Source organism: Domibacillus tundrae (assembly GCF_000970675.1).
GTDB classification, from domain to species: Bacteria; Bacillota; Bacilli; order Bacillales; family Domibacillaceae; genus Domibacillus; species Domibacillus tundrae.
Genome location: NZ_LAJA01000003.1, coordinates 39,320 through 55,000 on the forward strand (window position 1 = coordinate 39,320; position 15,681 = coordinate 55,000).

14 protein-coding genes are annotated in these 15,681 nt (G+C 47.1%); 2 read left to right on the forward strand and 12 right to left on the reverse strand.

Going from position 1 to position 15,681, the window contains the following annotated elements; translation table 11 throughout:
- Positions 1–2: 2 nt before the first annotated feature.
- From VQ00_RS05065 to speE, 8 genes are all read right to left on the reverse strand, one after another.
- A complete protein-coding gene (locus tag VQ00_RS05065; protein ID WP_046179067.1) occupies positions 3–1,127 on the reverse strand; it encodes an acyl-CoA dehydrogenase in 1,125 nt (374 codons plus the stop codon).
- The gene (locus VQ00_RS05070; RefSeq protein WP_046179068.1) at positions 1,124–2,197 is read right to left on the reverse strand and encodes an acyl-CoA dehydrogenase family protein; all 1,074 of its coding nucleotides are present in this window, start codon (positions 2,195–2,197) and stop codon (positions 1,124–1,126) included. Before VQ00_RS05070 ends, VQ00_RS05065 begins: the two co-directional genes overlap by 4 nt.
- Before the next feature lie 14 nt (positions 2,198–2,211).
- Positions 2,212–3,063 (reverse strand): 3-hydroxybutyryl-CoA dehydrogenase, encoded by an 852-nt coding sequence (locus VQ00_RS05075; protein WP_046179069.1) that lies wholly within the window; start codon positions 3,061–3,063, stop codon positions 2,212–2,214.
- 61 nt (positions 3,064–3,124) lie between these two features.
- Positions 3,125–5,212: a (Fe-S)-binding protein gene (locus VQ00_RS05080; protein WP_046179126.1), complete on the reverse strand. Its 2,088-nt coding sequence runs from the start codon at positions 5,210–5,212 to the stop codon at positions 3,125–3,127.
- A gap of 176 nt (positions 5,213–5,388) precedes the next feature.
- Positions 5,389–7,059, reverse strand: coding sequence for an arginine--tRNA ligase (argS, locus tag VQ00_RS05085; RefSeq protein ID WP_046179070.1), 1,671 nt, complete (start codon positions 7,057–7,059; stop codon positions 5,389–5,391).
- A complete protein-coding gene (locus VQ00_RS05090; RefSeq protein ID WP_245618033.1) occupies positions 7,056–7,490 on the reverse strand; it encodes a YwiB family protein in 435 nt (144 codons plus the stop codon). Before VQ00_RS05090 ends, argS begins: the two co-directional genes overlap by 4 nt.
- Positions 7,491–7,703: 213 nt before the next feature.
- Positions 7,704–8,573 carry an agmatinase gene (gene speB / locus VQ00_RS05095; protein ID WP_046179071.1) on the reverse strand — a complete coding sequence of 290 codons (870 nt, stop codon included), beginning with the start codon at positions 8,571–8,573 and terminating at the stop codon, positions 7,704–7,706.
- A 1-nt stretch (position 8,574) separates the two neighbouring features.
- Positions 8,575–9,402: a polyamine aminopropyltransferase gene (gene speE, locus VQ00_RS05100; protein WP_046179072.1), complete on the reverse strand. Its 828-nt coding sequence runs from the start codon at positions 9,400–9,402 to the stop codon at positions 8,575–8,577.
- Between the two features lie 688 nt (positions 9,403–10,090).
- On the opposite strand from speE, the gene VQ00_RS05105 reads away from it, so the two are divergent.
- Positions 10,091–12,013 (forward strand): transglycosylase domain-containing protein, encoded by a 1,923-nt coding sequence (locus tag VQ00_RS05105; protein WP_052728345.1) that lies wholly within the window; start codon positions 10,091–10,093, stop codon positions 12,011–12,013.
- A 129-nt stretch (positions 12,014–12,142) separates the two neighbouring features.
- Here the strand turns inward: VQ00_RS05105 and VQ00_RS05110 are convergent, their stop codons facing one another.
- The 4 genes from VQ00_RS05110 to VQ00_RS05125 all read right to left on the reverse strand — a co-directional run bounded on the left by VQ00_RS05110 (position 12,143) and on the right by VQ00_RS05125 (position 14,997).
- Positions 12,143–12,655 (reverse strand): YwhD family protein, encoded by a 513-nt coding sequence (locus VQ00_RS05110; protein WP_046179073.1) that lies wholly within the window; start codon positions 12,653–12,655, stop codon positions 12,143–12,145.
- A gap of 16 nt (positions 12,656–12,671) precedes the next feature.
- Complete coding sequence (locus VQ00_RS05115; protein ID WP_046179074.1) at positions 12,672–13,310, reverse strand: site-2 protease family protein; 639 nt, start codon at positions 13,308–13,310, stop codon at positions 12,672–12,674.
- A gap of 13 nt (positions 13,311–13,323) precedes the next feature.
- Positions 13,324–14,634, reverse strand: coding sequence for an HD domain-containing protein (locus VQ00_RS05120; RefSeq protein WP_046179075.1), 1,311 nt, complete (start codon positions 14,632–14,634; stop codon positions 13,324–13,326).
- 138 nt (positions 14,635–14,772) lie between these two features.
- Complete coding sequence (locus VQ00_RS05125; RefSeq protein WP_046179076.1) at positions 14,773–14,997, reverse strand: YuzB family protein; 225 nt, start codon at positions 14,995–14,997, stop codon at positions 14,773–14,775.
- A gap of 137 nt (positions 14,998–15,134) precedes the next feature.
- Between VQ00_RS05125 and VQ00_RS05130 the strand changes: the two genes are divergently transcribed.
- Positions 15,135–15,680, forward strand: a complete 546-nt coding sequence (locus VQ00_RS05130) for an RsfA family transcriptional regulator (protein WP_046179077.1) — start codon at positions 15,135–15,137, stop codon at positions 15,678–15,680.
- Position 15,681: the final 1 nt, after the last annotated feature.

The window sequence follows — 15,681 nt, forward strand, 5'->3', positions numbered from 1 at the left end:
CCTTACTTTGTCAGCATTCTGGAAATAACGAGACGCTGAATTTCCTGCGTCCCTTCATAAATTTGCGTAATTTTCGCATCACGCATAAACCGCTCAACCGGATAGTCTTTTGTGTAGCCGTAGCCGCCGAAAATCTGTACTGCTTCTGTCGTGACCATCATCGCCGTATCACCAGCCATCAGCTTTGACATGGCTGACGCTTTTCCGTACGGCAGCCCTACTGTTTCCAGCCATGCTGCTTGATAAGTAAGCAGTCTTGACGCTTCAATCGACGTGGCCATATCCGCGAGCTTAAACGAAATGCCCTGATTGGCGATAATGGGCTTGCCAAATTGTTTTCGTCCCTGTGCATAGAGGAGTGCCGCATCAAGTGCACCTTGCGCAATGCCGACTGCCTGCGCGGCGATCCCATTGCGGCCGCCGTCAAGCGTCATCATCGCGATTTTAAAACCGCTTCCAATTTCACCAAGTATATTTTCTATCGGAACACGGCAATTGTCAAAGATAATCTCCGTCGTTGGAGAAGAACGGATACCCATTTTCTGTTCTTTTTTGCCGACGGAAAACCCGTCGAGTTCTTTTTCAACAATAAACGCTGTGACGCCTTCTTCTGCCATCGCAAAAACGATGTAAATGTCCGCAACACCGCCGTTTGTAATAAAAATTTTAGATCCGTTTAAAATAAAATCATCTCCGTCACGGCGGGCGGTCGTTTTCATACTACCCGCATCTGAACCACTTCCGGATTCTGTCAGGCCATATGCACCGATTTTCTCCCCTTGTGCCATCGGTTTTAAATAACGCATTTTTTGCTCTTCTGTGCCAAATGTATAAATCGGCCAGCCAGCAAGCGATGTATGCGCAGATAACGTTACGCCTGTGGATGCGCAGACACGGGATAATTCTTCGACCGTAATACAATACGCAAGATAATCGCTGCCGATGCCGCCGTATTTTTCCGGCCACGGGATACCGGTTAAGCCAAGCTCCGCCATTTTTCGGAAAATATCCATATCAAATCGTTCTTCCTCGTCCCGCTCTGCTGCGGTCGGCGCGACTTCATTTTCGGCAAAGTCCCGTACCATTTTGCGAATCATGGTATGTTCTTCTGATAGTGTAAAGTTCATCTCTTCATCCCCCTTGCTAAATGCTTGCTGATGACGATCCGTTGAATTTCTGATGTACCTTCGTATATTTCTGTCACTTTTGCATCGCGAAAATATCGTTCTGCCGCGCCGTTCCGTCCCATTTGCTGCACACATTCACCAGCTGCCGCCACAGCCGTTTTTGAAGCAAAAAGCTTTGCCATCGACGCTTCTTTTCCGCATTGCCGCCCGGCCGACCGTAGAAAAGCCGACTGGTAGACGAGCAGTCTGGCTGCTTCAACGGACGCAGCTATGTTAGCCAGCTGTATACCTGGATGATGTTCTTTCGCATACTGAAATGCTGCTTCTGCAATGCCCAGCGCTTGTGCGGCGATGCCAATTCGCCCCCCATCGAGGTTTGCCATCGCGATTTTAAAACCGTCCCCTTCTTCCCCGATCCTGTTCACAACCGGAATACACACATCGTCAAATGTAATAGAGACCGTCTTTGATCCGTGCAGCCCCATCTTTTTCTCATCCTTGCCAATAACGAGGCCCGGCATATTTTTTTCTGCAATAAAAGCAGTGATGCCTTGTTCAGCTTTGGCAAACACGATATATGTATCCGCCGCGCCGCCGTTCGTAACGAACAGTTTTGATCCGTTTACCCTGTACATGTTTCCATCGCGGTGCGCGGATGTTTTCAAAGACGCCGCATCAGAACCCGACGACGGCTCGGTTAAGCAAAAAGCGCCGAGCCACTCACCGGAGGCAAGCTTTGGAATGTACGCTTGTTTTTGTGCTTCTGTCCCGAAGGATAAAATCGGGATTGTGCCGACTGATGTATGGACGGACAAAATAACGCCGGCAGCCGCGCTAACTTTTGACAGTTCATGAATGGCGATGATGTACGAGATGAAATCGCACCCGGTCCCGCCGTATGTTTCAGGAATGATGATGCCCATCAACTGGTGATCTGCCATTTTTTGCACGAGTGCATACGGAAATTCACCCGCTTCCATTTGCGGAATAAATGACGCTGCAACGTTTTCCGCAAAATGACGAACGGCGTCACGCATTTGCTGCTGTGAAGCGGTAAGCCCGAAGTTCATCCCGATCCCCCCGTTTAATCGTAGGTGTAAAATCCGCGTCCCGCTTTTTTGCCAACCCAGCCGGCTTTTACATATTTCCGGAGCAACGGGCACGGCCGGTATTTGTCATCGCCAAAGCCTTCGTGCAAAATTTCCATAACCGACAAGCATGTGTCGAGCCCGATAAAATCAGCGAGCTGAATCGGTCCCATCGGATGATTCATGCCAAGCTTCATGACGTCATCAATTGCTTCTTTCGTCGCCACACCTTCATATAGCGTATAGATGGCTTCGTTAATCATTGGCATTAAAATGCGGTTTGAAACAAAACCAGGAAAGTCATTTACTTCAACCGGCACCTTGCCGATCGCTCTGGTGACTTCCTCTATTTTTTTATATACTTCATCTGATGTAGCAAGTCCGCGAATAATTTCAACAAGCTTCATCACCGGCACCGGGTTCATAAAATGCATGCCGATTACTTTTTCCGGACGATCGGTTGCCGCCGCAATTTCTGTAATAGGCATCGATGATGTGTTCGAAGCGAGAATCGTATGATCCGGCGTAATTTCGTCCAGCTGGGCAAAAATCTCCCGTTTTACATTCATTTTTTCAACGACTGCTTCGATGACGATATCGACGCCCGATGCATCGTACAATGTGGCCGATCGCCGAATTTTTGTGAACACATCTTTTTTTTCATTTTCATTTATACGCTGTTTTTCCACTTGGCGGGCAAGGTTTTTTTCAATCTTGTTTATGCCTTTATCAAGATTAGCTTCGTCAATGTCATAAAGAAGCACATCATAGCCGGCCTGCGCGCATACTTGTGCAATGCCCGTACCCATCTGTCCGGCGCCGATAACCATTATTTTTTTTACTTTCAAACGTGCCGTCCTCCTTTTGGAACAGGAAACTGGGAAACATGATGCCGCTTCCCGTTACTTTTTATGATGCACTTAATTCTTGCTGCGTGCCTAAAATTGATTTCTCTAAAATTTCTGCCACATCATATGTAGCGACGGACTCTTCTACTTCTTTTGCTTTCGTTCCGTCACTGAGCATTGTTAGGCAGAACGGGCAGCCGGAGCTGATCACTGACGGCGCAACGGCAAGTGCCTGCTCGGTACGTGCAACATTTATCCGATGGCCCGTATCTTCTTCCATCCACATCATGCCGCCGCCTGCGCCGCAGCACATGGCGTCCTGGCGGTTACGTTTCATCTCTACCAGTTCGACCCCTGGAATGGCTTTTAGGATTTCACGCGGCGGATCGTACACGTCGTTGTAGCGGCCGAGATAGCACGAGTCGTGAAACGTGATCGTTTCGTTTACAGCATGCACCGGCTTCAGTTTTCCTTCTTTCACTAGTGTATCTAATAATTCGGTATGATGGTACACGTCTGCTGTAAAACCAAAGTCCGGATATTCCTTTTTGAAAATATTGTACGCATGCGGATCGATTGTGACGATTTTTTTCACATCGTTTTTTTCGAATTCCGCGATGTTCGCAGCCGCCAGCTCCTGAAATAAAAATTCGTTGCCCAGCCGGCGCGGTGTGTCGCCAGAGTTTTTTTCTTTGTTGCCGAGAATCGCAAAGGAGACGCCGGCTTCATTCATCAGCCTTGCAAATGACAGAGCAATTTTTTGACTGCGGCTGTCAAACGCCCCCATAGAACCGACCCAGAATAAGTATTCCGGCTCTTCGCCCGCTTTTTGCGCTTCCTTCATAGTCAGAATATGGACATCATCGCGCAGTTCGCGCCATTTTTCTTTATCTTTCCGATTTAATCCCCATGGATTGCCCTGCCGCTCTATATTTTGCATCGCGCGCTGCGCATCCGGATTCATTTTCCCTTCTGTCAGCACGAGGTAGCGGCGCATGTCAATAATTTTGTCCACGTGCTCATTCATGACCGGGCACTGGTCTTCACAGTTACGGCACGTCGTACATGCCCAAATCTCTTCTTCTGTAATGACGTCGCCGATCATTTGCGGACTGTATGGATCAATCCCTCTGGCAATTTTGTTTCCCTGCGTCTCCGCAAACGCAAAAGCCGGCACCCACGGCTGCTGGGAGGTGACCGCTGCACCGGTAAACGTTAAATGATCGCGCAGCTTCACGATCAAATCCATCGGTGACAGCATTTTTCCTGTTCCGGTTGCCGGACACATATTCGTGCAGCGTCCACATTCCACACATGCATAAAAATCAATCATCTGTGTCTGCGTAAAGTCTTCAATTTTTCCCGCGCCAAACGATTCCTGCGTTTCGTCTTCAAAATCAATTTTGCGGAGTGTACCCGCTTTGTTCAACCGATGAAAATACGTGTTCACCGGCCCTGCGATCAAGTGTGCGTGCTTCGACTGCGGCACATATACAAGGAATGTGAGCAGGACGAATAAATGAATCCACCACATCACATAAAACAATCCAATGACAACTGGCTTTGAGAGGCCGGCGAAAATAAGCGCAATAACAGATGCGATCGGTTCTGACCAGCTCAAATGAACCGTTTCCTCGTGCCAGATGAGCGACATCCCATTGCCGACTAACACTGACACCATAAGCGAGCCGATAAAAATGAGAACAAGTCCGCTTTTCCAGCCGCGCTTCAGGCGGACAAGCTTTTCAATATAACGGCGGTAAAACGCCCATATGACCGCAATGAGAATCATCAGCGTCACAAGTTCCTGGAAAAAGGTGAAGGGTCCATAAAGCGGGCCGAGCGGCAAATGCGCTCCCGGTACGATCCCTTTTATAATAAAGTCTAGCGCCCCAAGCTGAACAAGCAAAAAGCCATAGAAAAACATGACGTGAATCGCACCGCTTTTTTTGTCTTTTAATAGTTTTTTCTGACCGAAAACGTTGACTATAATATTTCGGATTCGCTCATCCTTTTTCCGATCAAACTCTTCTTTTTTGCCAAGCTTAATGAATTCATAGCGTGTTTTTAATAGATATACGAATAAGCAACCTGCGTAAGCGATTACAAAAAGTGCAGCAATTAAATTTATCCATAACAACCCATTCATACCGTGCACATCCTTTCCCATTAATCCCCTTTGATTTCTTCTATCGTAATATATGAATGAGCATTCAGTCAATATTTTTTATGGCATTCTCGAAAAATGTATATGCAGTCATATCGTTCATATATTTGATGCATAAAAAAGCTGCCGGGCTTTCGCCGGGCAGCTAAAAAAATTTATTACATTGTTTCAGGTGCGGAAACACCAATCAATTTCAATGCGTTTTTCAATGTAATCTGCACCGCCTGAACGAGTGCAAGACGTGCGTTTGATACGTCTTCATTTTCTTTATCAACGACTTTGTGCACGCCGTAGAAGCTGTGGAACCCAGCCGCAAGCTCATGAACGTAGTTTGTAATTCGGTGCGGAATGCGCTTGTCTGCTGCTTCAGCTACGACTTGCGGGAAGTCTCCGATTTTTTTCAGCAAATCAATTTCTTTTTCAGATGTTAATAATGCAACATTTGCTTCTGGAGATGCCTTTAAGCCTTGCTCGGCCGCCTGGCGCAAAATACTTGAAATACGGGTATAAGCATATTGTGAATAATAAACAGGGTTTTCATTTGATTGCGATACAGCAAGATCTAAGTCAAAGTCCATATGTGTGTCGCCGCTGCGCATCGCGAAAAAATAACGAACGGCGTCTAAACCGACTTCTTCGACAAGCTCACGCATCGTTACAGCTTTCCCTGTCCGTTTACTCATCTTCATTTTTTCTCCGTCTTTATACAGCTGCACCATCTGGATAATTTCCACTTCCAGCTGATCCGGCTTCATACCAAGTGCTTCGACCGCCGCTTTCATACGAGGGATGTAGCCGTGATGGTCAGCACCCCAAATATTGATGACTTTTTGGAAGCCGCGTTCGAATTTATCGCGGTGATAAGCGATATCTGGTGTTAAGTATGTGTAAGATCCATCCTGCTTGCGAAGAACGCGATCTTTGTCGTCACCGAACGTTGTTGAACGGAACCAAAGTGCACCATCTTCTTCAAATGAATGACCCTTTTCATCGAGTGCTTTGAGTGCTTCGTCAATTTTACCGTTTTCATAAAGGGATGTTTCAGAGAACCAGACGTCAAAGTTCACGCGGAAATCCGCTAAATCTTTTTGCAGCTTGGCAAATTCGAGCTTTAAGCCATGCGCGCGGAATGTTTTATAGCGCTCTTCTTCTGGCATTTTCGCAAATTCATCGCCAAATTCATCGACGAGCTCTTTCCCGATGTTAATAATGTCTTTTCCGTGATAGCCGGCTTCCGGCATCGCTTTTTCCTCGCCAAGCGCCTGGAAGTAACGCGCTTCAACGGACAGCGCCAAATTATGAATCTGATTACCGGCGTCATTAATGTAATATTCACGTGTGACGTCATAGCCGGCTGCATCAAGCACATTACACAATGAATCACCGACAGATGCGCCGCGGGCATGGCCAAGGTGCAAGTCGCCGGTTGGGTTGGCAGAAACAAACTCGACCTGAATTTTTTGATTTTGTCCGGCATTCGACTTCCCGTACTCATCGCCTGCTTTCAATACTGCCGGGATGAGGTCTGTTAAATAGCTGTTGTTCATGTAAAAGTTAATAAAACCCGGACCGGCAATGTCGATTTTTTCAACCGAGCCTTTTGACAAATCCATGTTTTTTTGAATCGCTTCGGCAATTTGACGCGGCGCTTTTTTCGCGATACGCGCAAGCTGCATCGCCATGTTCGTTGAATAATCGCCATGTGATTTGTCTTTCGGTGTTTCGAGTAGGACGGCGGGAATTTCGCTTTCTGCGGCAAGCCCCGCTTTCAGGACAGCTGCTTTAATTTCTTCTTTCAGCTGTGCCTGCATTTGTTCTGCAATGTTCACAAGTTTTCCTCCAGTTCATAATGAATGTTCATCGTATATGTGCCGACTGCGTCGCCCTGCATGAGCAGCTTGTAAACTAATTCTGCCTGCCCGGTGCCCGCATCGCTCGTGTTATGCGTAAAGGCTTGCGTATCCGTTGTAACAAGCAGGGTGCCGTACTGACTTTCGTATGAGCCGTTTAATTGCTGGCCTCTTTCAAAAATCATCCGCATTTTCAGCGCACCGCTCCGCAAGATAAGCGCATTTTCATCTGCCAGCTTTACAATCGTATGCACAACGCCTTCATCCTGCACTTCATCGTATTTTAAAAAGGTCGAGCCATCTTTTTTAAACAGCCGTCCGAACAGCGATAATTCAAATGTCTCACGTTCCCCTTCGTGCGCCACATCCGTCTTCACCCAGATTTTCACCGGCATCTGCTCATCTGTCACGCCGAATCACTTCCTTGTTTTAATGTGTGTATATTTTAACACAGAAACGACAAAGGCTGAACTCAGTTTTTCGTCAGCACCGAATTTGATCGTGGACAATTCCTATTTTCTATGACTAATCTACTGTGATCGTCAGCAATTCCCGCTTTTCGTGACCAATCCGCTGCGGACGCGAGAAAAAAGCGTCCGGCTGAAAACCGGACACTTCATTCATTAAAAGAAACCAAGCAGCATTTCACGAATCAGCTTTGATGCTGTGTTAGCTGTTTGCTCAGAGTTATCATAAATTGGCGCGACTTCAACGAGATCGGCACCGATCACGTTTACGTCAGAACCGGCGATCGCATGAATCGATGCCAAAAGCTCTTTTGACGTAATCCCGCCGCAGTCCACGGTCCCTGTACCAGGCGCGTGCGCCGGGTCAAGCACATCGATGTCAATTGTGACGTATACAGAACGTCCCGCAAGTGTTGGCAGGATTTCTTTCAGCGGCTCGAGCACTTCAAACTTCGAAATGTGCATGCCGTTTTCTTTTGCCCACTGGAATTCTTCCTTCATGCCGGAGCGAATGCCGAACGAGTAAACATTTTTCGGTCCGATATGCCCAGCGATTTTACGGATAGGTGTAGAGTGCGACAATGGCTCGCCTTCATACTCCTCACGTAAATCCGTGTGTGCATCAAAATGAATGATGGCGAGATCATCATACTTTTTAGCCGCTGCTTTCATAACTGGCCATGATACTAAGTGCTCACCGCCCATGCCAAGCGGTTTTTTCCCAGCCTCAAGCAAGCTGTCAATGTAGTCTTCAATGATATCAAGGCTTTTCTGCGCATTGCCAAACGGCAATGGAATATCACCGGCGTCAAAATACGCCACTTCATGCAGCTCGCGGTCTAAATACGCGCTGTACTCTTCAAGCCCGATTGATACTTCACGAATACGGGCAGGGCCGAAACGCGAGCCCGGACGGTAGCTGACCGTCCAGTCCATCGGCATGCCGTACAGCACAACATCGCTATCTTCAAATGAAGTTTGTGTTCCGATAAATACATTTCCTGAATACGCTTCGTCAAATCTCATCTTATGTTAAATCCTGCACGAATTTTGGCAGCGCGAATGACGCTTTGTGCAGCTCTTTTGTGTAGTATTTCGTTTCAATTTCATGGAAACGGGCGTCTTCTACTGCAAGCGGATCATATTTTTTCGAGCCGATTGTAAAGCACCAAAGGCCGCTCGGGTACGTTGGGATATTTGCTGTGTAAAGACGCGTAATCGGAAAAATTTCTTTCACGTCTGACTGCACCTGACGGATTAGATCTGCTTTAAACCAAGGATTATCACATTGAGCGACAAAAATGCCATCTTGTTTTAATGCTTTTGAAATGCCGGCATAGAAGCCTTTTGTAAACAAATTAACCGCCGGTCCGACCGGTTCTGTTGAATCCACCATGATCACGTCATATTCATTTTCAGATTCTGCGATATGCATAAATCCATCACCGACTTTTACTTCTACACGCGGATCCTCAAGATCGCCTGCGATTTCCGGCAAGTATACTTTTGAATATTCGATGACTTTCCCATCGATTTCGGCAAGTGTCGCTTTTTTCACAGACGGATGCTTGAGCACTTCGCGAATAACGCCGCCGTCACCACCCCCTACAACAAGAACGTTTTCCGGGTTCGGGTGCGTGAACAATGGCACATGTGCAACCATTTCATGATAGACAAATTCATCGCGCTTGCTTGTCATTACCATGCCGTCTAAAAACAGCATGTTGCCCCACTCTTCTGTTTCGACCATTTCTAAATATTGAAAATCGGTTTGCTCTGTATGCAAAGTACGCTTCACTTTCATCGTGATGCCGTAGCTGCCTGTCTGCTTTTCCGTGTACCATAATTCACTCATTTTTACTGCCTCCTTGTTTCTTTAAGGATTACAAATGCCGCTTCGTGCGACTCTAAAAAAAAAGTATAGAACAATTTGATGAAAAAGCATAGTGATTTTGTGATAAGACGTTTAAAAACCCACCATTTTTTTCATACTAACAAGAAAAGCGCAAGGCGGCCGTTCAGGCCTGGCAGACGTAAGACGGACCAGCAGGGTGGCGCTCTTTGCCACACAGCTGTGACGGCTTATGACCGAAGGACTGGCCGCCTGGAGCTGGACAACCAAAGAAAAGCGCAAGGCGGCCGTTCAGGCCTGACAGACGTAAGACGGACCAGCAGGGTGGCGCTCTTTGCCACACAGCTGTGACGGCTTATGACCGAAGGACTGGCCGCCTGGAGCTGGACAACCAAAGAAAAGCGCAAGGCGGCCGTTCAGGCCTGGCAGACGTAAGACGGACCAGCAGGGTGGCGCTCTTTGCCACACAGCTGTGACGGCTTATGACCGAAGGACTGGCCGCCTGGAGCTGGACAACAAAAGAAAAGCGCAAGGCGGCCGTTCAGGCCTGGCAGACGTAAGACAGACCAGCAGGGTGGCGCTCTTTGCCACACAGCTGTGACGGCTTATGACCGAAGGACTGGCCGCCTGGAGCTGGACAATGCTCAGAAATATACACTTTCTCATTTTTAGAAAAAGGAGGATATGCCGCATGAAAAAGTGGATCATCGCGATACTCGTTTTGGTCACCAGTGTTATTCTTGTCTTTTTTTACGCGTTATATGCCGCTGGACCGCCGGATGTAACGGTGCCGCGCTCCACTTTGTTTTATGCGGCAGATGGAACGAAAACAGCCGAAACGCATACAGGTGAAAAACGCTATTGGGTGAAGCTTGATCACATTGCCCCGTCTGCGATCGATGCCGTCATTTCCATCGAAGATAAGCAGTTTTATCACCATTTTGGTCTCGATCCGAAACGGATTGCCGGAGCCGCACTGGCAGACATAAAAGCGATGGCAAAAGTGCAGGGGGCAAGCACGATTACGCAGCAATATGCGCGGAATGTCTTTTTAACACATGATAAAACGTGGACACGCAAGCTGAAAGAAGCGTGGCAGGCGCTGCGGATTGAAGCCTTTTATTCAAAAGACGAGATTTTGGAAGGCTATTTAAATACCGTATATTTCGGCCATGGCGCGTATGGCATTGAAGCGGCGTCCCAATTTTACTTTGACAAGTCCGCTGATGCCTTAACAACTTCGGAATCGGCACTGCTTGCCGGCATTCCGAAAGGTCCGTCTATTTATTCACCGCTCGCCTCACGTGAAAAATCAGAAGACCGGCGCCGGCTTATTTTGTCCGAAATGAACTTGCCAAAAAACGAGTACGAAGAAGCAATAGCCGAAATTCCGGATGTGACAGGGGCGTTTGCGAACAGCGAAAATGAAGCGTCCTATTTTATCGACGCTGTGAGGAGCGAGCTGGAATCGCTCGGGTTTCGGGAGCAAAGCGGGCTGAAAGTGTACACGACACTTAATCCGTCACATCAGAAAACAGCTAATGAAGCAGTAGCGGAAGGCATTGCAGATGGTTCATCCGTTCAGGCGGCACTTGTTTCAATTGATCCTGACACCCATTATGTAACAGCCCTGTCCGGCGGGCGGGATTACACCGAAAGTCCGTTTAACCGAGCCGTTCAAGCCTTCAGGCAGCCTGGCTCTTTAATGAAACCTTTTTTGTACTACGAAGCGCTTGAAAATGGGTTCACACCCGTGACAAAACGAAAAAGCGAACCGACAACGTTTAATGCGGCGTACTCACCGAAAAATTTTAACAGCCAATACGCGGAGCGGGGCGTGACGATGGCAGAGGCGCTTGCCGTATCCGATAATATTTACGCGGTGAAAACAAATATGCTGCTGGAGCCGGAAACACTTGTCAAAACGATGAAGCAATTTGGTGTTACATCCGAGCTGGAAGCTGTCCCATCCCTCGCACTCGGCACATCAGGTATGACGGCTCTTGAAACAGCCAACGCATATGCCACGATCGCCTCAGGCGGCACGTATGGGAAGCCGGTTTTTATTACAAAAGTGGAAAGCACAGACGGAACCGTGCTTTACCGATACAAAAAACGTCATGAACAGCGGTTTGACGAAAAAAAAATCGCTGTGCTGACGCGGTTAATGACCGGTATGTTTGACGAAACAATGAGTGATTATGCAACGCCGACCGGCGCGGCGATGGTGGGTGCCCTGACGCGTCCATATGCCGGGAAATCCGGGTCAACCCCGTACGACTACTGGATGGCCGGATTTACTCCTTCTCTTACCTCTGTCGTCTGGACCGGCTACGATGATGGATCAAAAATTACAAAAATAGAAGACCGTTCACGTGCGAAGGTCATTTGGTCACAGTATATGGAAAAGGTCCACGCGGGACGGCAGCCGGAAGAATTCACGCAGCCGCGCGGATTAATAGAAGTGGAAGTGGATATCATAAGCGGAAAAGCGTGCAACGGCGGGCATAAATTGCTGTTTGAGCGCGGGACCGAACCGAAGGAAGAATGTCAGCAAACAAATGATCATACAGAAGATATGCTATTTCCGGAGCTGCCCGAATGGTTCCGATGACATGCAAAAGCCCGGGGGTGCTGTCCCCCGGGCGATTTGCATGTCCTAGCGTATGCATTTATGCATTGCTTTCAGTTTACTCTTTTTTTGCAGTATCCGGCAACAGAAGAAAGCTAAATTTTGGATTTTTCACATTTTCGTCACATTTAACCCATTTTTCAATTCGTTTGACGAACGTCCCCACATATCCGCGTTATGGCTGACGAGAAAATCACGCAAAATTGTTTTTGAACGATCATCCATCACATCAACGATAATGTGGCGTTTTAACGATTTATCCATCCGGTTCACGTGTTCCGGCAGCGACTTATAACCGCGTCGGATTTCGCGGTTCACCGTCATTTCACACGCTGTCACGCCCGCATAATACGGTCCTTCTTCGTTTCGATCCACTGTCACCCAAACGAGCCAATATAGTTTTGCATCCGGCACTTCTTCTTTTGTTTTTAAAAACTTAATGCCTTTTTCAACCGCACTGCGCGCATGCATCGCACCGATATCAATATGTGCGGACCCATCCTCCACGTCAATAATAACCGGTGACATCTGCTCAAGGCTGAGTGCACTCTTCCCGAATCCTTTATGTCCATCTGTAGGGTCGTTTTTAATAATGTTAAAGCCGACTTTCTTTTTTTGTTCCATCGTTGTTTAGCCCTCCTTACAAAAATGCGCCAAAAATCGTATTGAATCCAGCGAGTACTGCGTTTGTCATCGTGTCCAAAAATGGCCTGATCGTATAATCGCCAAGCGGTGTAATAACCAGAATTAAAAACAGCAGCACGCCGTATTGTTCGTACCGCGTCATTTTTACCCGCAAGTGCGACGGCGCCAAATCTTCTAAAATCCGGTAACCGTCGAGCGGCGGGAACGGCAGCAGGTTAAACACAAACAGGAGAACGTTCAGCCAGACCATCGTTTCAAATAGCTTGAAAACAAATTCATTCGCGTTGCCGCCGATCAAATATAAAATGCCCAATGCGATAAATGCAATTAGAAAGTTGCTGAGCGGCCCCGCAAGCGACACGAGCACACCGGCAAGTTTCGGGTTTTTAAAGTTACGGCGGTTAACCGGCACCGGGCGCGCCCAGCCAAACCCGGCAATTAAAATGAAAATCGTTCCGATCGGGTCAAGATGGTGAACCGGGTTTAACGTTAGTCTTCCCTGATTTTTTGCCGTATCATCCCCGAATTTATACGCTGTATATGCGTGTGCGAACTCATGCACCGTAAATGCGACAAGCAGCGCAATAATAACAAACGGCAGTTGCTCCAGTCGAAATGCTAAAAATTGTTCCAAAAAGTAATCTCCTTTACTTTCGATATATTTCTAATATATTTCTTATTTTCCGTTTCACCGTCCGATTCGATGATTCATCCCGCAGCAGATCAACCGGGAAATATAATTTGTGATCCGTCCGCCGTTTGCCGGAAATCGCTTCAACAATGTCCGAGCGGCTGGACAATTCCTGCAGTGTTTCATCGTCTTTCATCAATAAATAAATAGGCTGCCGCTCTGATTCAATACCCGGCCGGTAAAAATCGTACGGCAGGTCAGACGATGAATCATGGACGAGGTAGTACTCGGGATCAATATCTGCTTTTCGGAATAATTCTTCCAGCTCTGCATACTTTTCCTGCTCCGCCGCTGGATCAAATTCAACGTATTTAAACAAATTCCGGTTCATAAACCGGCTGCACAAATCCCGTAAAATCTCATCATCTTCTTCCTGCCAGACATGAAAATAAAACATGATAACCGACTCGTCAAGATTCACATATTCTTCAAGCGTACAATCCCCGCCAAACAAAGAGATAAAATGAACGGGCTCCTGCCGGAATGAATATCCCTGTTCATACAGCACTTTTGCCCGGTGCAATGTTTTGGACAGCAGTACTTCGGCACTGCGCGTAACCGGGTGAAAATAAATTTGCCAGTACATTTGGTAGCGGCTCATAATGTAGTCCTCTACCGCATGCATGCCGCTCAATTTAAAGACAGCCTGTTCCTCGCGCGGACGGATGACCCGCAAAATGCGCTCCATATCAAAGTGGCCGTAGCTTACGCCCGTGTAATACGCGTCGCGCTGTAAATAATCCATCCGATCCGCGTCAATCTGGCTCGAAATCAAACTTACAACCAGTTTATTCGGATACGTCTTATTAATGACCGCGGCTACTTTTTCTGGAAAGTCGTCACTCACTTTGGACAGTACCCGGTTAATGTCTGTATCACCAAGTACGATCCGCTTCGTGTATTCTTCGTGATCAAGCCCAAATACTTTTTCAAATGAATGGGAAAACGGGCCATGGCCAACGTCGTGCAATAGTGCCGCACAAAGACTGACAAGACGTTCTTCCGCATTCCATTCCGGTCTGCCGCGAAAAATATCATCGACAATCCGGCGGACAATTTCATAGACACCGAGAGAATGGTTGAACCGGCTGTGCTCTGCCCCATGAAAAGTGAAGTACGTTGTACCGAGCTGACGAATTCGACGCAGCCGCTGAAACTCTTTCGTGCCGATTAAATCCCAAATCACCACATCCCGCACATGAACGTAGCGATGAACCGGATCTTTAAACACTTTCTCTTCTTTCAACTTCTGCTTCGCGTAGCTCACATATGCGCCCCCAGTCTCTTTTTTTGTCCATTATAACGGAAAAATCAATCATTATGGGAAAATTCGCACTGATGGATGCATATACTGCTAGCAAACAGAAAAAAAATCACCTTTTTTCAAAAGAAAAGGTGATTTGGATTATGACTTTAGCTTTTTCACGATTTTTTCCATGAGCTCGTCTTCTGTTAACGCCGCAACGGGTCGGTTATTGACAAACGCAAACGTTTTTTTGCGGCCAGGACCACAATATGATTGGCACTTTATATCAATCGATGCGTCCGAATCTAATTTTTCGAGCTTTGGAATCAATGTTTTCAGATTTACTGCTTGGCAATCATCGCATACGCGAAATTCATTCGCCATGTCAAACATTCCTTTCCGTTCATTCATCACGATATTTTACATGGAAAAAAGCGTGTTTGCAAGCTTACCATGTATAAAACGGCAAATGTCCGGCTATCCTGTCCATAGAGACTATTTTCATAAGGAGAGATGCTAAGATGAAAGTTCGTCAAGATGCTTGGTCAGAAGAAAATGATTTGCTGCTAGCTGAAACGGTTCTTCGCCATGTGCGCGAAGGCAGCACACAGTTGAACGCATTTGAAGAAGTAGGCGATTTGTTAAACAGAACGTCCGCCGCTTGCGGATTTCGCTGGAATGCCGTCGTCCGCACACAATATGAAAAAGCGCTCGGTCTCGCCAAAAAACAGCGAAAACAACGAAACCGAATGATTGAGAAAAAAGTGCTGTATGCCCCTCCTGTTGAAGGAGTCTTAACAATGGCGGATGTCATCGGCTATTTGCAAAGCATTGAGTCAGTTGACACTGTCAAAGCAGAAAACGAGCGGCTGCGCGTCGAAAACGAACAGCTGCAGCACAGGTTGGATAAAATCGAGCAATCTTCTGAAATTATGCAGGAAGACTATGAAACATTGATGAAAATTATGAATCGTGCCCGTAAATTTGTCGCTCTAGATGATGATGAGACACCTGCTGTAACATTTAAAATGGAACGAAACGGCAACCTCGAAAAAGTAGCCGAATAAC

What these genes read in the sequence shown, in the direction of transcription:
- VQ00_RS05125 (WP_046179076.1), bottom strand. Translation starts at nt 14,997, where the DNA reads ATGGCGAATGAATTTCGCGTATGCGATGATTGCCAAGCAGTAAATCTG.
- VQ00_RS05065 (WP_046179067.1), bottom strand. Translation starts at nt 1,127, where the DNA reads ATGAACTTTACACTATCAGAAGAACATACCATGATTCGCAAAATGGTA.
- VQ00_RS05110 (WP_046179073.1), bottom strand. Translation starts at nt 12,655, where the DNA reads ATGGAACAAAAAAAGAAAGTCGGCTTTAACATTATTAAAAACGACCCT.
- speB (WP_046179071.1), bottom strand. Translation starts at nt 8,573, where the DNA reads ATGAGATTTGACGAAGCGTATTCAGGAAATGTATTTATCGGAACACAA.
- VQ00_RS05070 (WP_046179068.1), bottom strand. Translation starts at nt 2,197, where the DNA reads ATGAACTTCGGGCTTACCGCTTCACAGCAGCAAATGCGTGACGCCGTT.
- VQ00_RS05105 (WP_052728345.1), top strand. Translation starts at nt 10,091, where the DNA reads ATGAAAAAGTGGATCATCGCGATACTCGTTTTGGTCACCAGTGTTATT.
- VQ00_RS05080 (WP_046179126.1), bottom strand. Translation starts at nt 5,212, where the DNA reads ATGAATGGGTTGTTATGGATAAATTTAATTGCTGCACTTTTTGTAATC.
- VQ00_RS05130 (WP_046179077.1), top strand. Translation starts at nt 15,135, where the DNA reads ATGAAAGTTCGTCAAGATGCTTGGTCAGAAGAAAATGATTTGCTGCTA.
- speE (WP_046179072.1), bottom strand. Translation starts at nt 9,402, where the DNA reads ATGAGTGAATTATGGTACACGGAAAAGCAGACAGGCAGCTACGGCATC.